The 19,305-nt window shown below is 39.3% G+C and carries 18 protein-coding genes; 4 read left to right on the forward strand and 14 right to left on the reverse strand.

The annotated features are described in order from the left end of the window. Window positions 1-87 precede the first annotated feature (87 nt). Window positions 88-1,023, reverse strand: coding sequence for a glycosyltransferase family 2 protein (locus tag IW510_RS06555; protein WP_202058004.1), 936 nt, complete (start codon window positions 1,021-1,023; stop codon window positions 88-90). A gap of 275 nt (window positions 1,024-1,298) precedes the next feature. On the opposite strand from IW510_RS06555, the gene IW510_RS06560 reads away from it, so the two are divergent. Then, entirely contained in the window at window positions 1,299-2,789 is a 1,491-nt protein-coding gene (locus IW510_RS06560) for a helix-turn-helix domain-containing protein (protein ID WP_202058006.1), read from the forward strand. Window positions 2,790-2,890: 101 nt separating this feature from the next. On the opposite strand, the gene IW510_RS06565 is transcribed toward IW510_RS06560, so the two are convergent. From IW510_RS06565 to nox, 8 genes are all read right to left on the reverse strand, one after another. Continuing rightward, window positions 2,891-3,199, reverse strand: a complete 309-nt coding sequence (locus IW510_RS06565; protein ID WP_202058008.1) for a HesB/YadR/YfhF family protein — start codon at window positions 3,197-3,199, stop codon at window positions 2,891-2,893. 62 nt (window positions 3,200-3,261) lie between these two features. Beyond that, window positions 3,262-3,927, reverse strand: a complete 666-nt coding sequence (locus tag IW510_RS06570) for a potassium channel family protein (RefSeq protein ID WP_202058009.1) — start codon at window positions 3,925-3,927, stop codon at window positions 3,262-3,264. A 54-nt stretch (window positions 3,928-3,981) separates the two neighbouring features. Beyond that, window positions 3,982-4,614, reverse strand: a complete 633-nt coding sequence (locus IW510_RS06575; protein WP_202058011.1) for a response regulator — start codon at window positions 4,612-4,614, stop codon at window positions 3,982-3,984. Continuing rightward, the gene (locus IW510_RS06580) at window positions 4,589-5,692 is read right to left on the reverse strand and encodes a sensor histidine kinase (RefSeq protein WP_202058310.1); all 1,104 of its coding nucleotides are present in this window, start codon (window positions 5,690-5,692) and stop codon (window positions 4,589-4,591) included. Before IW510_RS06580 ends, IW510_RS06575 begins: the two co-directional genes overlap by 26 nt. After that, window positions 5,692-6,420 carry a cell wall-active antibiotics response protein LiaF gene (liaF, locus tag IW510_RS06585; protein ID WP_202058013.1) on the reverse strand — a complete coding sequence of 243 codons (729 nt, stop codon included), beginning with the start codon at window positions 6,418-6,420 and terminating at the stop codon, window positions 5,692-5,694. The genes IW510_RS06580 and liaF overlap by 1 nt, the downstream gene beginning before the upstream one ends. Before the next feature lie 232 nt (window positions 6,421-6,652). Next, on the reverse strand, window positions 6,653-7,126 hold the full coding sequence (gene greA, locus IW510_RS06590; protein WP_236674633.1) for a transcription elongation factor GreA: 474 nt from the start codon (window positions 7,124-7,126) through the stop codon (window positions 6,653-6,655). 382 nt (window positions 7,127-7,508) lie between these two features. After that, complete coding sequence (mltG, locus tag IW510_RS06595; protein WP_236674634.1) at window positions 7,509-8,936, reverse strand: endolytic transglycosylase MltG; 1,428 nt, start codon at window positions 8,934-8,936, stop codon at window positions 7,509-7,511. Between the two features lie 195 nt (window positions 8,937-9,131). Next, window positions 9,132-10,463, reverse strand: a complete 1,332-nt coding sequence (nox, locus tag IW510_RS06600; protein ID WP_202058015.1) for a H2O-forming NADH oxidase — start codon at window positions 10,461-10,463, stop codon at window positions 9,132-9,134. 263 nt (window positions 10,464-10,726) lie between these two features. Here nox and IW510_RS06605 point away from each other — a divergent pair, with 263 nt between their 5' ends. After that, complete coding sequence (locus tag IW510_RS06605; RefSeq protein WP_202058016.1) at window positions 10,727-11,911, forward strand: hypothetical protein; 1,185 nt, start codon at window positions 10,727-10,729, stop codon at window positions 11,909-11,911. Between the two features lie 47 nt (window positions 11,912-11,958). Here the strand turns inward: IW510_RS06605 and IW510_RS06610 are convergent, their stop codons facing one another. Next, on the reverse strand, window positions 11,959-12,609 hold the full coding sequence (locus IW510_RS06610; RefSeq protein WP_202058018.1) for an HAD family hydrolase: 651 nt from the start codon (window positions 12,607-12,609) through the stop codon (window positions 11,959-11,961). Window positions 12,610-12,863: 254 nt separating this feature from the next. Here IW510_RS06610 and IW510_RS06615 point away from each other — a divergent pair, with 254 nt between their 5' ends. After that, window positions 12,864-13,835 carry a ring-cleaving dioxygenase gene (locus tag IW510_RS06615; RefSeq protein WP_202058020.1) on the forward strand — a complete coding sequence of 324 codons (972 nt, stop codon included), beginning with the start codon at window positions 12,864-12,866 and terminating at the stop codon, window positions 13,833-13,835. A gap of 11 nt (window positions 13,836-13,846) precedes the next feature. Then, window positions 13,847-14,467: a flavin reductase family protein gene (locus IW510_RS06620; protein WP_202058022.1), complete on the forward strand. Its 621-nt coding sequence runs from the start codon at window positions 13,847-13,849 to the stop codon at window positions 14,465-14,467. A gap of 219 nt (window positions 14,468-14,686) precedes the next feature. On the opposite strand, the gene IW510_RS06625 is transcribed toward IW510_RS06620, so the two are convergent. From IW510_RS06625 to IW510_RS06640, 4 genes are all read right to left on the reverse strand, one after another. Next, window positions 14,687-15,052, reverse strand: coding sequence for an iron-sulfur cluster biosynthesis family protein (locus IW510_RS06625; RefSeq protein ID WP_202058023.1), 366 nt, complete (start codon window positions 15,050-15,052; stop codon window positions 14,687-14,689). Between the two features lie 71 nt (window positions 15,053-15,123). Then, window positions 15,124-15,621 (reverse strand): gamma carbonic anhydrase family protein, encoded by a 498-nt coding sequence (locus tag IW510_RS06630; RefSeq protein WP_202058024.1) that lies wholly within the window; start codon window positions 15,619-15,621, stop codon window positions 15,124-15,126. Between the two features lie 126 nt (window positions 15,622-15,747). Then, window positions 15,748-17,514, reverse strand: a complete 1,767-nt coding sequence (locus tag IW510_RS06635; protein ID WP_202058025.1) for an ABC transporter ATP-binding protein — start codon at window positions 17,512-17,514, stop codon at window positions 15,748-15,750. Next, window positions 17,511-19,241, reverse strand: coding sequence for an ABC transporter ATP-binding protein (locus IW510_RS06640; RefSeq protein WP_202058027.1), 1,731 nt, complete (start codon window positions 19,239-19,241; stop codon window positions 17,511-17,513). Before IW510_RS06640 ends, IW510_RS06635 begins: the two co-directional genes overlap by 4 nt. Window positions 19,242-19,305 lie beyond the last annotated feature (64 nt).

Genomic DNA, 19,305 nt, shown 5'->3' on the forward strand with positions numbered 1-19,305 from the left:
AGGACTGGGAATTTCTTTATGTCCCAGGCTCATTCTATAAAAATCTACAAAAAAGGACAGCGTTGAACGCTGTCCTTTTTAACTATACTATTTAACATTATCCTTCTCAGTCTCTTTTACCAGATAGACCGGACGGTTCTTTGTCTCCATAAATATCTTGCCGATATATTTTCCAATGATTCCCAAGCAGAGCAGCTGCAGTCCGCCAACAAAAAGAAAAATGACGACCATGGATGGCCAACCACTTGTCGGATCTCCGTATATTACTGTTCTAAACAGAATAACCAGCATCGCAAGAACAGAGCCTACACAGGATAGTGCTCCTATATATGAGGCAAAATTTAATGGTGCTTCAGAAAAATTAATAATTCCATCTAACGAATAGCTGAACAAACTCCAAAACGACCATGATGTTTCTCCGGCAACACGTTCTCGATTCTCATAAGATAAGTATTTTGTGTCAAAGCCTACCCAACTGAAAATTCCTTTTGAAAAACGATTGTATTCCGTCAATTCAAGAATACTGTCGACCATCTGACGCGTCATCAAGCGAAAATCTCTTGCGCCATCAACCATCTCTGTTTCACCAATCTTGTTAATCAGCTTATAAAACATTCGTGCAAAGAAGCTGCGGATAACAGGCTCACCATCTCTAGTCGTTCTTCTTGTTCCCACACAATCAATATCTTCTGTCTCAATCATCTCAATCATCTGCGGAAGCAGTTCCGGAGGGTCCTGTAAATCGGCATCCATAACAGTCACCAGGTCTCCTGTAGCAGCTTGAAGGCCTGCATATAGACCAGCTTCTTTTCCAAAGTTTCTTGAGAACGATAAATACCGCACTTTATCAGGATGCTGCTTATGTAAATCTCTTAAACAAGATAATGTATTATCCTTCGAACCATCATTAACAAACACATATTCTACGTCGTGTTTAATCAGCTGGCTAACCTTTTCTACCTCATTAAAAAAAATGGGTATGGATTCCTCTTCATTATAACAAGGAACTACAATCGATAACATGTTTACATTTCCTCCTATGCACAAATCTGTGTATCCATTATAACATACAATAAAAATGAAATCTCTCGAAAATTAAATAACAAGCGTACCGTTAAATTAAAGTTAAGATTTTTGATATTTGTTTTTAATAACAGGTGTTTATATCAGTTTTTTTGATAAAAAAAACTTTTTTTATAACAATCCCTCTTGTAATTATCCGTTTCCATGGGTATTATGTAATAGAGATAGTTAAAGAATCACCTTATTAAAACGCTTACTAAAAGAAGGAGATAATTATGCTTGAGACAATCATATTAGACGACTTTGCACAAAAAAAATTAGATATGTTTCACAAGTTCTTAGAGTGTGATGATGGAACCTATTCACCCAGATACTTTAAGCAGTTCACAGATTTCTCTCACGCCCGTCTAGTTTCCCTGTTTTCAGAAATGAATGATGATCTGATTCAACAGATTGATACCCCGTTACTTACAGAAGATGGTAAGCTCATCCTCAAGAAAGAACAACTTATCAGTGTCCCCTACCAACAGTACCTGTTCCAGGAAAGCATCTCTTATAAATTTCTATTAGCTTCCATTTTGGAAAAAAATTACCGACTTGAAGATTTTTGTGAAGAAAATTACATAAGCAGAGCTTCTGTTTTAAGAAGGCTCCAGCCGATAATCAGCTATTTGAAGAAATTCGACATACAGATAAATTGTTCCAAAATGAGAATTACCGGAAATGAAGCAATCATCCGGATTGTCTATTTCAACTTTTTCTGGCTAACTTCCTTTGGTGAAGATTTTTTCTTGTCCTTAGGAGAAAATAAACGCGGCCCTGAATTATTTGATTTCAATGACAAACAATGGATGAAGTATGTAGAACCCAGACAGTGGTTTCTTCTTACATCAATCAATAGACTACGATTAGAAAAAGGGCACTTTTTGGCTGAGACACCTTTTGACCAACTGGTTTATCCTGAATCAAACCTATCCTTTTTCGATGAATTGAAACATATGGGCATTTCACAAAAATATCGTTCAAGAGAAACAGATTTTCTTTCCTATATGCTCTTTTACTGGATACCGTATTTCCACTCTGATGATCCGCGGATTCCTTATGTCAAATCTTACATGCTCAGCAAGAATCATCCTTTAGGTAATTTGATTGAACATTTCCAAAGCTTTTACATACATGCACTTGGTGAGAATTCTCTTACTGAAGATGAAAAAGAACTACTACATATCAATATCTTCACAACTTTTCTCAATCACGCGATAAGAGAAGATAGACTTCCACTGGCTGTTGACTTTTCCTATGATTTATTCAAGGGGCACCATCCTCTATTCGAACCACTGTTTCATGATGTTCAGATATTCCTGAAAAAAACAGCTCAGGCAAAGCAGTACCATTGGATTCTCAATTGTCTGGATCATCTGGTATTCAGCTGTACAGTATTTTTACTGCCATTCTTTGAACGAGCAAAAGAAAATCATCAATTGCGCGTAGGAGTTATTCTCTTTCAAAATGCGATTGTTTCTCAGTCGCTCTTTGAATACCTAGGCAAGATTCCTTTTGTTGAAGCCGAGCTGATTACCTCCTTCGAGAAAAAGGATTATGACTATTATATCGCCACCTCCCCTCTCCTGCTTCCAAAAAGCGTACGGCGAAAGGGAAATTTCAAATTGATTACATTGACTGAGATAGAACACTACCAAACAATCCTTTTTTCTACTCTACAAGAAAAATATGCCGAAAAAGCGGACAGCTTTATCGCCGGATAATAATGAAAAGTGGAAGGCAACCTCCCCTGCTTTCCATCCGCTTGTTTGGACACTTAAAATAGAAGAGCAGAACAAACTTTCATCTCGTTTGTTCTACTCTTCTATTTTGTATATTCAGCGTTTTTTTCAAATAAATAGCTTGGTTCATCCAAAGCTGCATCATAGTCAACCAGTAAATCGTAGCCGGTAAAAAACCATTCATCATTTTCCTCTATAAAATAAGTCTGTCCGTCTACCTCTGTTTGAATCAGCGGTTTCTCAGGTGTATCTACAGACATCCCTACAGAAAAGCCTTCATGAACATTCGTATTTCCATAAACCTTTCCGTAAAAGCGAACGCCCATTCCAGGAGCTACCTGAAGTTCTTGGCTAAACCACTGCTGTGCAAGCGGTGTGATTTCTAATTTCATTCATCATCCCTCCCTACCATCATATTGTAGCATATAAGAGGGGACTTTCATGTCTAACTTGCTTATTGACTCATCTTGTTATCCAACAAATCGACATCATCGGTATTTCCGATAACCAGCAGATTATCATTCTCTCTGACAATCTCCTCTGCCGCCGGTGAAGCGATGACTTCTGTTTTCGAACGGCGAATGGCAACAACCGTCAGGCCGAAGCGTTGACGAAAGTTCAACTCACTCAGCGTCTTGTTATAAAATTTAGGATTCGACACGCGAATCTCTGCCAATGAGAACTCATTGGACAAATCAATATAATCCAGAATATTTTTAGACACCAGCTTATGGGCAACTCTAATTCCCATATCCCGTTCCGGATGGACAACTGCATCTGCCCCAATTTTTTCAAGCACACGAGCATGATAGGAATTGACCGCCTTAGCCAAAACATTAGGCACGCCCATCTCTTTTACCATCAAGGTAACAAGGATGCTGGCTTGGATATCCTCACCAATCGCAACAACCACATGATCGAAGTTACGAATCCCTAACGAGCGAAGAGTCATCTCATCCTGTGCGTTTGCTACAACCGCATGAGTTGCAATATTCATATACTCATTTACTTTGTCTTCGTTGCTGTCAATTGCCAGAACTTCCTGACCTGCTTCAATCAATGTCTGACAAATACTGCCGCCGAATCTTCCTAAACCGATAATGGCAAAATTCTGTTTCATACTTTCTTTCTGCTCCTACTATTTATTTAAGATTTCATCTCAAAATAAAATGATTTATTTTACCAGCTTATGCTTAAATGCGTAAATGGTCGCCTGCGTTCGATCGTCGACGTCCAATTTAGCCAAAATATTAGAGACATGTGTTTTCACTGTTTTCAATGTAATAAACAGCTCATCCGCAATTTCCTGATTGCTCTTTCCTTTCGAAATCAACAATAGAATCTCAAATTCTCTATTCGTCAAATCATCATGCAAAACAGGCTCTTGCTTCTTCGTCAAACGCTCCATCATTTTCGTCGTTACTTCCGGTTCAAGTACACGCTCTCCCCTGAAGGTTGCACGGATTGCATCAGCAATCTCATGGGCAGTTGATGTTTTCAATAAATAGCCAGCCGCTCCTGCTTCAATCGCAGGATATACCTTTTCATCATCAATAAAGCTTGTGACAATAATTATTTTGGCCTCTGACCAGTCTTTAAGAATCGCTTTAGTCGATTCGATTCCATCCATTTCGTCCATCACTAAATCCATTAAAATGACATCCGGACGTAATTCTAATGCTTTTTCGTAACCTATTTTACCATTTTCAGCCTCGCCAACCACTTCAATATCATCTTGAATAGATAAATAAGAAGAAACGCCTAAGCGAACCATTTCATGGTCATCCACCAGCATTACTTTGATCATCTGTTTGTTCCTCCTTTATTACGGGTACTTTGATTTCTACGCTTGTTCCCTGTCCCTTGAAGCTGATGATTTTAATCGAACCGCCCATTCCGGCAACTCGCTCACGAATGTTTTTCAAGCCATAGCTGCCGGCTTTATTTTCGTTTTCATTCATGTCAAAACCAACACCATCATCAACTAGACGTAAAAGAACATTTTCACCGACCTGATGCAAATAAACTTCTAATTCATTTGCCTTTGCATGTCTCAATGTATTGGACAAAAGTTCTTGAACAATTCGAAACAGATGATCTTCAATGCTGTTGCTTAAGCATACATCCTCTACATCCCAAGTCAATTCGATCTTTATTTTTGTTTTAAGCTCTTTTAATAGCTGCTCTATCCCTTTTTTCAGGCTCTTGCCTTCAAGACTTACAGGTCGTAAATGCAGCAATAGCGCCCGCATTTCAGACTGAGAAGCATTGATGACGTCACCAACAATTGCCAGCTGCTTTTTAAACATGTCTGAGGTTTCTGATTTTTGTGCTTGTTCATTTAATGCCGAAATCATCATCATCGCGCCAAACAACTGCTGACTGACAGAGTCGTGAAGCTCTCTTGCCAGGCGATGTCGCTCCTCCTCAAGAATTTCTTCTCTCGTCTCCCCATCAAAGACTTGAGGTCGACTATTTAAAATTTGCAACTCCTTGGACATTTCCATGAGTCTGCTGCGCACTGCGCTAATATCTGCATCGATATCATTAATGTACACATCATTATCCGGATGAGGAATTTTCTTTCCAAGTAAAGGGCTGTCATAGTTTCCGGCAGCCAACAAACGTAACTTTTCTTCAATTCTACCATATTGTGCTTTTTGCACAATAGATATCAGTAGGAAAGTCAGTAGTCCTGCCAACATAGAAAGTAGTAGAATATGAAAAAAGAAAGGTATGTAGAAAACTTTTCGTCGGAAAAGCTCTAACAGCCAGTCTTTTTGCTTGATTGAATGAAAATATGAGAACAGCGTAAACAGCACCACTAAAAAGGTGCTGAACGCGGCATATAGGGCAAGCATTGGTCGGGATATCTTCCCAGCTATCATACTCGGATCACCTCAACATCTCCTAAAAGAGTATTTGTTATAATCTTCAATCTTCTAGGATTGCTGTCATAACTGTCACTGTATATCTTCAATGATTCGTTTTTCAAATGATACTTTTCATTTTCAAATGTCACGTTTCCGTAGAAAGTAGAATGCTCCAACAAGACGGCAACACCTAAAGGAACTAAGATGCGTGTACGTCCGAAGCCTTTTCTGACAATAATCACATTGTCATCTTTCGGTAGCAGTGTGTTCCCCAAATCAATGATTGTATCGCCGGAAAGAATATCGATATTGATATCATCCCATTCATAGACATTGCTGCCAATACGTTCATTGGCAAACCAAGGACGCTTGAATTTTCTGCCATTTTTACTTTCGACATTCGTTGTTTCAATAATCATCATCTGTTTCTTTTTCCAAGGCGCTCTTTGAGTAAGGTCGACTCCTGATATTTCGACTCCTTTAAGTCCGACAAAAAGGATACCAAAAACCATCATCAGCCAAACTGCCGGACTGTTAATGACACCGATAACAATTAATATGATGCCCATAACCAGCATAAAATTCCCAAAGCTGCTTCTTCTATTCTTAAGAGCAAAAATCACGCTCAAAATGCCGATAATCAACAAGATGAGAAGAGGTGTATTATGTATGATTTGCCATAAAGCAAAGATGAAAAGCAATGCTTCCACAATGATAAAAAATCTCCATGGACTGTTCATTTCGATTCCCCCTTTTTTACTATATAGTTCCTGTCCAATTATTTCCTCTAAAATTTCCTCTCGAAAATAGTTGATACAGCCTAATTGGCCAAACAAGATTTATATATACAGTATACTTTAATTCCCATACTAATATTAGTTGCTTTGGCAGTATTTTGCTATAGGTCTTAAGCCTGAATTTTCAACAAAAGAGGACAGGACACTCTGTTCCCATCCTCAATCGACTGAATAATTAGCCTACTTTTGTAATTTTAACCTGCATGTCTCCACCAGGTGTTGCAATTGCTACTTCATCGCCTAGGTATTTACCAATTAGCGCTTGAGCAATTGGTGAGTCATTTGAGATTTTCCCGGAAAATGGATCTGCTTCTGCACTTCCGACAATCGTATATTCTTCTTCGTCTCCATCAGGAAGCTCCATGAAAGTGACAGTTTTACCAATAGATACCTCATCGGAGTCTACTCCATTATTATCAATGATCGTTGCAAAACGGATCATATTTTCCAAGGTTGTGATTCGACCTTCAACAAAGGCTTGCTCATCCTTAGCTGATTCGTATTCCGAGTTCTCAGACAAGTCTCCAAAACTGCGTGCGATCTTGATTCGCTCAACAATCTCTTTTCGTTTAACTGTCTTTAATTCTTCTAATTCCTGTTCTAATTTTTCTTTTCCTTCAAGTGTCATAGGAAATACTTTTTCTACCATAATAATTCTCCCTTACTTAACTTACTACAATTTGTTATGTACTTTTTTCTAAAATACAGGGTATTTGTAATCCACAAAAGATTACCATGCTTTCTAAAAATTGTAAATAAGATTCACTTAATTTTAATCTTTCATTGATACAAATCCTGTTAAAAAGAGTGGTGCTCAACTCCGACTATACTTTATTCCTGTCGCTAACGTTCTGTTTTCACTTGTATTACAGTAAAAAGTATCGTGTCATCAAGTGCCATCTTCCCCTTAACCGGAGGCCTAAATAAAAAATCTAACGCTTTCATAAATTTATCAAAGCGAAACGAGCCTCACCATGACAGCTTGGCTCGTAAAATAGTACTCAAAATCATTCGCAAATTATTTTTTTGGCTTACTCGTCCGTGTTGTTTACATACTGCTCAACCAGTGCTAAATGCTCTTCATAGGTTTCAGCAAAGTACACTTTTCCAGTCGTGATATCAGCCACAAAATAAAGATAGTTGTTTTCTTCCGGATTCAGCACTGCTGAAATTGCCTGCTCACTTGGGCTGTCAACCGGACCTGGTCCATAGCCGGTATTCTTATACAGGTTGTATGGCGAATCAACGTCCAAGTCTTTATTATAAACTTTTTCTTTATGCTCGCCTAACGCGTACAAGATAGAAATATCAGATTGTAATGGCATATCGATTTCTAAACGGTTGAAGAAGACCTGAGCAATTTTCTTCCGATCGCTCTCTTCGACACCTTCTTTTTCAACCAAGGCAGCCAGAGAAAGAACATCTTGAATCGTCATTCCTCTTGCATGAATCGCCGGAACATACGGTTCAATCACACTGTTGGTTTTGACAATCATCTGCTCGACAAAGTCCTGCAGAGAAGTCTCTTTATAGTAATCATAGGTTGCAGGGAATAAGTAGCCCTCCAAACGATACCGCACACCTTCTGCTGTCGCTGCACTTCCTAATAAATCAGGATATTTTGCATGCATCGCATTGAAATAGTCTGCATTTTGCATCAAAGCAATAAAGTCTGCTTTCTTGAAGTCTGTATTCTCTTCGATGGCGTCGCCAATCTTGTCGATATCATAGCCTTCCGGAATTGTTACTTTTCCATCGGCAATCTGTGTCGGCTCAGCGGTTCCACCGGCCTTCAGCATTGCGCCGATTTCATCAAGCGTCATATCAGGCGACATTTGGTAATACCCTGCCTGAAAATCAGTCAGGTTCTTAAATTTGATATAGTAATTGAATACCATACCGCTCTTAATCACTTTGCTTTCTTCCAAAATCGAAGCAATCTGTTTGTTAGATGACCCCTCCGGCACGTGTACCTGTACCAGACTGGAATCCTTCTCGTCTAAAGGCTGAAGCCCATCATTGACATATTTATAAAAAGTGAAACCAAAAACTGCGATGACCAGAATTAATACAGAAATAACTAATAGCACAATTTTATTCACTATCCGGTCTTCTTTGCCACGGTTTCGTTTCAATGTCTCTTTCGCATCCGCTCTACTCTCTGTAACACGAGAGGAACGTTCACCATCAGCAGGCTCCTGCTGCTCCCCTACTGTCCACTGTTCATCCTCATGAGAATCAGATGTTCTTGAAAAATTATCAGATGATTCCTGTTGTTCGGATGTCCAGTTCGATGAACCGGAATAATCCGTCTGTGAATCCAGATTATCATGTTGATAGTTATTTTCAGAAGAAGATGCCTGATCATCTCCGACATTATCCCCTCTCAATGAACGCATTACCTGATCTTTGAAAGAAGAATCAGAATGATCTTGATTATTTTGGTTATCGTTTGCCAAAATTAATCCTCCTTGCTCTCTAATTAACGTCTATAACTCCAACTATTATACATGAAAGTCTTCGAAAATTAAACTTTTTTAGAAAAATGTCTCAGATATTAACAATATTTTACTGTTTTTCTAGAAAAAAACGCTCTTCGTCATCTCTTATTCTACGAGATGACGAAGAGTGTCTGTACTAGTTTTGTGTTACTTCTATTCAGCGCTTAAAGCAGCCATTGTAATGTAGTTATACGGCTGATTGAAGTGCGGCAGGAAGAAGATATCTAATAATTTAAGCTTATCAATCGTTACACTCTCTTCAATTGCCAGTGAGAACATGTGAATACCCATTGAGATGTCTTCATAAGAAGCAAGTTGAGCCCCTACTACTCGGCGTGTATCTTCATCGTAAACGATACGAATCTTCACTTTGTGATTGTCTTTCATGAAGCCAGGTTTTTGTGTATCCTCAAATTGCGTATACTTCACTTTAAAGCCTGCTTTTTCAGCTTCCTGAACAGTCAGACCAGTCGATACCATGTTGTAGCCGAAAATGGAAATACCATTTGATCCTTGAACCCCGATTGATTCAAGCGCTGTACCGGCAACGTTGTGTGCACCAACAATTCCTGAACGAACAGCATTCGTTGCCAAAGCAATGTAAGTTGTTGTTTGAACAGCATTTGAGAAGATTGTTGCACAGTCTCCTACTGCGTAAACATCGGGATCACTAGTTTGTTGATGGCTGTCTACCAAATATGCACCATTTGCGAACAATTTCAAATGGTCTTTACCTAATTGATTGTTTGGTTTAAAACCAATGGCATTAATTACTAAATCAACAGGGTATTCGCCTTTGTCAGTAACAATCGCTTCAACCTTGTCTGTTCCCTTGTACTCTTTTGCCAATTCATTGTAATGAAGCTCAATACCATTGTCAGATAGCACTTTATCCATGTCATCTGTAAACCATTTGTCATAGTAATTTGGTAAACAACGCTCTGCCGCATCAAACAACAGAACATTTTTGCCACGACGTTTTGCTGCTTCGGCAATTTCCACACCGATATAACCGGCACCGATAACCGCAACAGTTTCTACTCCTGGTTGAGCCATTGCAGCATCTACTGCTTGTCCATCTTGGAATAATTTCAAGAATTCAACATTTTTCAAATCTTTTCCTGGAATATTTGGAGCAATCGGAGCTGAGCCGGTTGCCAAAATCAACTTATCATATGTTTCAGTGAAATCTGAACCATCTTTCTTTTTGCAGTGAACGACTTTCTTGTCGAAATCGATACTATCCACTGAAGTTTCCATGTGAATTGTTGCACCTTTTGCTTCAAAATCTTCTTTTTTCGTGTAGAAAAGGTTCTCATAGGAATCAATTTGACGACCTACCCAAAGTGCTGTTCCACAGCCAAGATAACTAAGGTTGGTATTTCTGTCGATCATGACCACTTCTTGATCTTTGTAGTTATCTAACAATGTGTTTGCTGCTGCGATACCAGCGTGATTAGTACCGACAATAACTGTTTTTGACATTAAAAAATTCCTCCATTCATCTTTCGTTGGTATTATTTTATTATACCCGATGAAAAGGATTTCTTTTCTCAAAATATCCAAATTTTCTAAAAAAAATTGAGAATTTTCAAACTAATGATTGATTTAACAAGCTTTTAAAGTGTCTCTCACCAATGTAAAAAATAAATTTCAAAAAAAGGATATAATTTTTCCTTATTTGCTAGTAGAATAGGAATATATAAATTTTGTATAGGGTTTATATATTGTTGAAGGAGGAACTAGAAATGAAATTGAAAAAATGGGGGCTGGGTGTTCTTAGTACCGTATCAGTTTTTCTGCTGAGCGGCTGTTGGAATGATCCCCGAACAGAATTTATCGAAGCACTCTCTAATGTAGGGAGTAGTGCAGCTGAAGCTTCAAAATTTGAATTGAGTGTTGATGATTTCGACTACACAAGCAATGATGCAAGCAGTAATCTGTATATGGGAATGCTTGCCAGTCAAATAAAGGGAATTACCCTGGATGGCTCTTTTGCTTCTGACGAGGAAAAAGAAGTTTCTGAAACAGAGCTTAAGTTAAACATGTACGGCGAATCTATCCCATTCCAATTCGTTACAGAAAAGGAAAACATGTACTTGTCTACCAGTTTTGTTACCGGTGCATTGGATATCGCTGAAGCATTTCAATACCCTGCAACTATCAGTCAGTCTGACCTTGATAAATTAGAAGGAAAATTCATCAACATCGACTACATCACGAATCAGTTTGACGACGATTCAGAAAAAGAAGACGACGATAAAGATAACGACGGCGGCTTCGATTTGGCTTTAATCAAAAAGATGAAGGAAATCATGGACATTTTTGATAAGGATTCTTTCACTAAGAAGGACGATGTGATTTCTCATACCTTTACAAAAAAGGAAATCCTTGCTGTTATGGAAGCGTTGAAGGATTATGCAAAAGAAGCAAAAGACAAAGAATCACAGAAAACTTTCCAAGAAGGCATTACTGCTCTGAAAAGCAGCTTTGACACACTGAAAATAAAAGTCAGTGTCAACACAAAAACCAATAAGGTTACAAGTACAGTTACAATGGGTTATCAGGATGATACGACTGATATGGGGATGGATTTAGTCTTAAAGATTAAGATTACACCTCAGAAAAAGAGCGGAGAAATTAAGGTTCCCGGCAAACGAGACATTCTAAGTGAAGAGAGATTCCAAGTAATCATGGATTCGATTTTTGCCGAAGAAGAGGAAGAAGAAGTGGATCTGGATGATTATCAGGATTTATATGGCGATGATTCATATATGGATGAATACCTAGATGATTTAATTGAACAAATTGAGCTCAATCCAGATTTATTCACATCAGAAGAAGCTGATGCGCTGAGAGAAAACGGCCCGCTTGTTTTCGATAAAGACCAAATGAAACGCCTAAATGACGCATTGGACAAAGCATTACTATAAAAGAGAATGAAAGAACGGACAATCGACGATGATTGTCCGTTCTTTTATTATTTATTTAGAATAAACTCACGAATCATTTTTGGTGTCTCCGCTAAATACAATGCCCCGGCAGTTTCCAGCTCTATTCTATCTCCATATCCATAAAGAACACCCAGACAGTCCAGCTGATTTTCTTTTGCTCCTAAAACATCGTGTTCTCGATCACCAATCATTAAGCTGGCAGCAATAGGAATCTCTCCTTCTTTCATCGCATAGCGAATCACTGCGCCCTTACTTGATCGGCTATTATCTAGGCTGGCACCATAAATTCCTTCAAAGTAATGCGCCAAGTCAAAATGTTCCAAAATCTGTTTGGCAAAAACCTCCGGCTTCGAAGTAGCAATATAAAGCTTCAGCCTGGCTTCATTCATTTCCTTCAGAAGCTCTGGAATCCCATCATAAACGATGTTCTCATACATCCCTTTTTCTACGTAGTATTCCCGATAATATGCAACCGCCTGATTTGCAGTTGCTTCATCCAGCTGATAGCCAGTCATAAAAGAGTCTTTCAACGGCGGACCAATAAATGAGTAGAGCTGCTCGATTTCCGGAATCGGTAAAGCCATTTTTTTCAGCGCATATTGAACCGAGTTCAAAATACCAGGGCCGGAATCTGTAATTGTGCCGTCTAAATCAAAAAGTAGTGTGTTATAGTTCATCGTTTTCTCCTCCATCACTATCCTAGCATATTTCTTTAAGATACACGATAATGAAAGAGACAGATTAGTTGCTTTTATTTTAACAGCACTATATACTTACTTTTAGTAAGTTAAATAAAAATAGAATTTTATACGGATTGAGAAAAACAATCTCTTATGCGAAAATGCAGCGATCATGTTTAGTTTTATCAATTAGTTCGTCACTTTTGTGTTATCGAGCTTGTTCCAGTCGTATAAATTTGGAGGGCTTAATTATGGATACAAATATCAGAGGACTACACCACGTAACAGCAATGACTTCAAGTGCTGAAAAAATTTACCGCTTTTTCACTGACATTTTAGGGCTTCGTCTCATAAAAAAAACCGTCAATCAAGACGATATCGAAACCTATCATTTATATTTCACAGATGATTTAGGCAGTGCCGGAACCGATATGACTTTCTTCGATTTTCCTGGAATTCCTAAAGGAACCAAAGGAACGGATTCTATCTCAAGAACTTCTTTCCGTGTAAAAGATGACGCCTCTTTGATGTACTGGATTGAACGCTTCAATGAACATAATATTTCTCACGGGGAAATCACAGAACGTTTTGGGAAAAAATATGTAGAATTTGAAGATTTTGACGAGCAGCACTATCAATTGATTTCAGATGAAAACAACACAGGGGTTGCAGGTGGTACACCATGGAAAAACTCAAATGTCCCTGCTGAACATGCCATCATTGGCTTAGGACCTGTTTTTGTGACTGTTGCAAACTTTGAACATATGCAATTGGTCTTAACAGAAGTACTCGGCTTCCATTTAGTGGATGCAGAAGGCAGTTACCATCTATTTGAAATTGGCGAAGGCGGAAATGGCGCCAGCATTATCGTTGTTCATCGCGATGATATCCCGCAAGCAATGGAAGGCTTTGGTAATGTCCACCATTTAGCTTTACGTGTGGCTGACCAAGAAGCACTGCGCTTTTGGATTAACAAAATAGATCAACTGGAATTTCCGAATTCCGGCTTTGTCGAACGCTTCTATTTCGAATCCGAATACTTTATGGCTGCTCCTCACGTACTATTCGAATTGGCAACCGATGGTCCGGGATTCCTTGAAGATGAAACCTATGAGCATGCAGGAGAAAAGCTTTCATTACCACCATTCTTAGAACCTAAACGTGAAGAAATCGAAGGTTTTGTTCGACCTTTTGATACTTCTGATGCAAACCAAGTACGCTAAAGGAGGCTCTTATGCTGCACTACTCAAGCGATATGCTTTCCAAAAAACAACAGTATAAATTTCTATCCGGCAGCATTATTCCTCGGCCAATTGCCTGGGTTACAACGATGGATGAGGATTCCAAGGTGGTTAATGCCGCACCTTTCAGCTTCTTTAGCGCCGCCTCTTCTGAACTGCCTTTGATTACTTTGGCAATTCTTAGAAGACAGGGACAGATGAAAGATACAGCCAGAAATATTCTGCAAAACCAAGAGCTTGTTATCCACCTGGTTGATGATGCGGTTCTTACTGCAATGAATCAAACTGCTACTTCTCTGCCAGAAGATGAAAGTGAGATTTTGTTAAATCAAATTGAAACAGTGTCCAGTCGTTCTGTTCGTGTACCGGGAATCAAGCAGGCAAAACTGCGCATGGAAGCAACACTCCACCAGCATGTCCCTATAACGAATCATGAAGGAGCAGTTGTTACTGACTTAATCATTGCTGAAGTGACAGATTTCTATTTTAACGAAGATATTTTTGACCTCGAAAAAGAATATATTCTTCCGGAATCACTTCAGCCTGTTGCTCGACTTGCCGGCAGCAGTTATGCTCATATCAGCAATATCATAGACATAGAACGACCGAAATAGAGGTCGTGACAAAAGCGGTCAGCTCCGAGAATTAAGCCAAACTATCCGAAAATAGCTCCTCATATTTTCAGGATAGTTTGGCTTAATTCCGAAGGAGTTGCTTTTGTCCCGCCGTTCATTCGGATTTTAGGGTAAATAGAGTCGAACGTTTATTTCTGTCCAAACTCTTTCTATATTAACTATGCTTGCCATTCCTTTTTACAACCTATCAATTCCCTTTTAGCCAATTGTCTTTTCAGGTCGTAAATCAACAATAGGCACATTGCCATCCAATACACCACTTGGTCCATTCAACTGTAAAGCATGGAGTCGTTCATCAAAATCCAAGGTCATCGCTTCGTCCAAGTAACGTTTTGAATAATCCTTGATATAGATATCTCCAATATTATTCTCCAAAGATTCCGCATAGTCTTTACGAGATTGGGATTTATCCAGTATCAGCAAGCGAAAGCTAGTGTCTAGAGAACAAATACCGACCTTAGAATATTCGCCAACCCCATCATCCAAGTCTAAAACGATGACTGCGCCTTCCTCATTGTACGTCAACAGTTTTTCCTGCGCTTTATCTGTAATCTTCAAATACATAAACCTCGCCCCTCTCTGTCTATGATTCTAGCACTTTATCAAGAAAAATCCGATTAATCCGCACGGTCATTTTACCGCTCCAGTTTAGAGAAATCGCCGGCTCTATGCTTTTTGGAAAGTGCGATATAGTGCTCTGCATTTTTTCTATTCTTACGTATTTCCTCCTCTGTCAATGGACGAATAACCTTTGCCGGTCTACCGAATGCCAAGACTCCGGCGGGAATGACCGTACCTTCTGTTACCAGCGAACCAGCACCAATCATCGCATTTTCGCCAATACTTGAGCCGTTCAATAGAATACTGCTCATACCAATCAATGCACCATCTTTGATTTCGCAGCCATGAAGCATACATTGATGCCCAACCGTTACGTACTCACCGATTTGAACCGGCGCATGAGTATCTACGTGAATGATTGTTCCATCCTGAATATTACTCCCTCTTCCGACCTTAATTGTCTGATTGTCACCTCTCAAAACAGCCTGATACCAGACACTGGTCTCATCTGCAAGCTCGACCATTCCGCATACATCAGCACTGTTAGCTATAAATCTATTTTTTTCGTTCATGACTACTCCCTCTTTTCTCACTAAAGTATAGCAAACCTACTAAATAAGAATAAACAAAAAAGCTGGTCAGCAATCAGAAAACCTGATCCTGAGCAGCTTTTTATATTTTTTCAGCAGCTATTTCAATTAATCATAATCGCCGTCTTCAGCAAATTGGCTATTATACAATTTCTCATAAAAGCCGCCTTGCTCAAGGAGTTCATTATGTGTGCCCTTTTCAATGATTTCACCTTGATTCATCACTAGAATCAGGTCTGCTTCTCTAATTGTTGACAAACGGTGAGCGATAACAAAGCTGGTACGCCCTTGCATCACTTTATCCATTGCTTTTTGAATTAATGCTTCCAACCTCGTATCTACAGAGCTGGTCGCCTCATCCAAAATTAAGATTTTCGGATCAGAAATCACCGCACGAGCAATCGTCAATAACTGCTTTTGCCCAAGAGAGACATTATCTCCTTCTGCGTTAATCTCCATCTCGTACCCATCAGGCATTGTTCGAATAAAATGATCCACATTGGCTGTTTCAGCTGCATCAACAACTTCATAATCTGTTGCATCCAGCTTCCCGAAACGGATATTATCAGCAATCGTTCCCTGATACAGCCAAGCATCTTGGAGAACCATCCCAAAAATAGAACGCACATCGCTTCGATTCATCTGCTTCGTATCGACACCATCAACTTTAATTGCCCCATCACTCACATCATAGAAACGCATCAGCAAGTTAATCAAGGTCGTCTTTCCAGCTCCGGTAGGACCGACAATCGCCACTGTTTGACCGGCTTTTACTTCAAAATTCAAGTCTCGGATAAGCGGTTTTTTCGGATCATAGCTGAAGCTGACATGCTCAAATTGAACATTTCCTTCTATCGGTTCAGGCAATAAGATATCCTTTTCATTGATTTCTTCTTCCGGCTCATCCAGAATTTCGAAGACACGTTTTGTCGCTGCGGATGCACTTTGTAAAGCAGCCGACAACTGTGTGATATTCCCCATTGGCTGACTGATTTGCCAGATATACTGAATCATCGCCTGTAACTGACCAACGGCAATCACCTCATAGATAACATCTCTACTACCTAAGACAGCAATCACAATATACGTAGCATAAGCAGTCAATTGAACTAACGGCATCATCAATCCGGAAATGAAGGATGCTCTAAATCCATAATCCTGCAGGTTTTGATTGACTTGCTTGAATCCGTCTAACGTTTGCTTTTCGCGTCCATACAGCTTCAGAATACTGAAACCAGTCATGTTTTCCTGTACATAACCATTCAAGTCACCTAAAGCATTTTGCATGCCTTGAAAATATTTTTGTGAGATTTTAACAATCGTCTGTGAAATGAAGATAGACACCGGAATCATAATCATAGAAATCAATGCCAAGCGAATGTTGATATAAAACATCATACCCGCTGCCATCAAGATACCTAGAACGGCAGAAACAATATTGATAAAGCTTTGTTGGAGCGCATTGCTCACTGCATCCACATCATTGGTTACTCTGGAAAGAATATTCCCCTGCTGGTTTCTATCAAAATAAGAAACCGGCAAACGGTTGATTTTTTCATCAATGTCTCTACGTAAATCCTTCATTGAGTCTTGTACAACAGTTGTCATCATATAGCCCGATAAAAACTGTGCGGCACAATAGCCAAGTCCTACAAGCAAAATCCAAATCAGACACTGTAAAATATAGGAGAAGTTAATTGATTCCCCACGCGAAAGATTCTTTGCGATTTCAGTTGTTGGAAGTCCAGATACATAAGGCATCGCTGCATTCAACGCAACCGTCAGGACGGTAAAAATAATAACTAGAATAAACGTCTTTTTATAAGGTTTGATGTATTGTCCTAGACGTTTAATGGAAGAAAGCCCGTTTTTCATGCTAATTCCTCCTCTGACAATTGAGAAGCCGCAATGTCATAGTAGACCGGACAGCTCTCAAGTAATTCTCTATGTGTTCCCATTCCGACGATGTTCCCTTCGTTCAAAACAACAATCTTGTCAGCATGCATAATCGTTCCCACGCGCTGTGCCACAATCAGTACAGTAGAATTCCCTGTTTCCTTTTTCAATCGTGCACGAAGCTTGGCATCGGTTTGATAATCCAAGGCAGAAAAACTATCGTCAAAAATATAGATTTCCGGATCTCTGATGACTGCACGAGCAATTGATAGTCGTTGCTTTTGTCCGCCGGAGAAATTTGCTCCGCCTTCTGAGAGCAGTTCATCGAAGCCCGCTGGTTTTTGCGAAATGAACTCGGAGGCTTGTGCGATATCTGCTGCACGCTCCATTTCCTCCATCGTTGCATCTTCTTTTCCGTAACGTAGATTATCTGCAATTGTTCCGGTAAACAACAACGCCTTTTGCGGAATATAACCAATTTTTTCACGTAATGCACTTAGCTTGTAGTCTCGAACATCGACACCATCCACCAGCACCTGTCCTTCAGATGTATCGTAGAATCTTGGAATTAACTGAATCAGTGTTGATTTTCCGCTTCCTGTACTTCCGATAAAGGCAACTGTTTCTCCTGGTGATGCTGTAAAATTCACATTTCTGACAACAGGACTTTGCGCATGCCCCGGGTAGGCGAAGGTTACATTTTTAAACTCCAAATACCCTTTCTTCTCTGTTTCTGTTACGCCTTGCTCGTTTTCTTTGATGTCCGGTTGCATGTCGAAAGCTTCCTGAATCCGTCGAGCAGAAACTGCCGCACGAGGGTACATCATGAACATACTCGCAAATAACATAAATGAGAACAGTGCATGAAAAATATATTCAATAAACGCAATCAAATCTCCGACCGCTAAATTGCCGGCATCAATCTGCAAGGTTCCGTTCCAAATAATCAACACCATCACGATATTGAATAGGAAGAAAAAGCCTGGCTGTGCTGCAGCCATTAAACGAAACAGACTTTTAGAGCTGCTTGTATAGTCATCATTGACTTTCTTAAAACGTGATTCTTCAAATTTTTCATTTACAAATGCCCGAATGACACGTAAGCCTGACAGGTTTTCTCTTAAGATACCATTAATACCATCAAGATTTTTCTGCTGCTTATTTGATAAAGGCTCTGATATTTTTGCAATCAGTACCACTGCGACAAGTAAAATTGGTAATGCCCCTAAAACAAACAATCCCAGAAACGGACTGGTTCGGACAACCATTACTAAGCTGACAATAAACATCATAGGGGTCATAAATCCTGTTCTCAACACATTTCCCATAAACAGCATAATTTGATAAGCATCGTTTGTTGTACGAGTAATCAATGAAGAAACGCCCAGCGATTCATACTCATGATGAGAAAATGTCTGTACTTTTTCAAACAGGTCATTCCGAATGTCCTGAACGATATGCGTTGTGATCCTTGCCCCAAAATAACCCAGCATGATATTCATAATAACACCGATAATCGTAATAACAATCATCACTATCCCCTGCTGTTTGACATATTCGTAGTCATTTTGTTGGATCCCCTGATCAATCATACGTGCCAAAATTGTCGGCAGCCCCAATTCAATCAATATAAACCCAAATACACAAATGAAATCTGCAAGCAATAATTTCTTGTATCTCATCGTGTAATGCCACATCAATTTCAAGTAATCATCTCCTTCTTCAAAATTTAGTCCAGTGCTTCCACTATAGCATAAAACTAATACGATG

Source organism: Enterococcus sp. BWR-S5, from assembly GCF_016745255.1.
In the GTDB taxonomy this organism is placed as follows: domain Bacteria; phylum Bacillota; class Bacilli; order Lactobacillales; family Enterococcaceae; genus Enterococcus_L.

What these genes read in the sequence shown, in the direction of transcription:
- IW510_RS06555 (WP_202058004.1), bottom strand. Translation starts at nt 1,023, where the DNA reads ATGTTATCGATTGTAGTTCCTTGTTATAATGAAGAGGAATCCATACCC.
- liaF (WP_202058013.1), bottom strand. Translation starts at nt 6,420, where the DNA reads ATGAACAGTCCATGGAGATTTTTTATCATTGTGGAAGCATTGCTTTTC.
- IW510_RS06630 (WP_202058024.1), bottom strand. Translation starts at nt 15,621, where the DNA reads ATGAACGAAAAAAATAGATTTATAGCTAACAGTGCTGATGTATGCGGA.
- IW510_RS06570 (WP_202058009.1), bottom strand. Translation starts at nt 3,927, where the DNA reads ATGAAACAGAATTTTGCCATTATCGGTTTAGGAAGATTCGGCGGCAGT.
- IW510_RS06565 (WP_202058008.1), bottom strand. Translation starts at nt 3,199, where the DNA reads ATGAAATTAGAAATCACACCGCTTGCACAGCAGTGGTTTAGCCAAGAA.
- nox (WP_202058015.1), bottom strand. Translation starts at nt 10,463, where the DNA reads ATGTCAAAAACAGTTATTGTCGGTACTAATCACGCTGGTATCGCAGCA.
- IW510_RS06625 (WP_202058023.1), bottom strand. Translation starts at nt 15,052, where the DNA reads ATGTATTTGAAGATTACAGATAAAGCGCAGGAAAAACTGTTGACGTAC.
- greA (WP_236674633.1), bottom strand. Translation starts at nt 7,126, where the DNA reads ATGGTAGAAAAAGTATTTCCTATGACACTTGAAGGAAAAGAAAAATTA.
- IW510_RS06610 (WP_202058018.1), bottom strand. Translation starts at nt 12,609, where the DNA reads ATGAACTATAACACACTACTTTTTGATTTAGACGGCACAATTACAGAT.
- IW510_RS06615 (WP_202058020.1), top strand. Translation starts at nt 12,864, where the DNA reads ATGGATACAAATATCAGAGGACTACACCACGTAACAGCAATGACTTCA.
- IW510_RS06605 (WP_202058016.1), top strand. Translation starts at nt 10,727, where the DNA reads ATGAAATTGAAAAAATGGGGGCTGGGTGTTCTTAGTACCGTATCAGTT.
- IW510_RS06620 (WP_202058022.1), top strand. Translation starts at nt 13,847, where the DNA reads ATGCTGCACTACTCAAGCGATATGCTTTCCAAAAAACAACAGTATAAA.
- IW510_RS06635 (WP_202058025.1), bottom strand. Translation starts at nt 17,514, where the DNA reads ATGAAAAACGGGCTTTCTTCCATTAAACGTCTAGGACAATACATCAAA.
- IW510_RS06575 (WP_202058011.1), bottom strand. Translation starts at nt 4,614, where the DNA reads ATGATCAAAGTAATGCTGGTGGATGACCATGAAATGGTTCGCTTAGGC.
- IW510_RS06560 (WP_202058006.1), top strand. Translation starts at nt 1,299, where the DNA reads ATGCTTGAGACAATCATATTAGACGACTTTGCACAAAAAAAATTAGAT.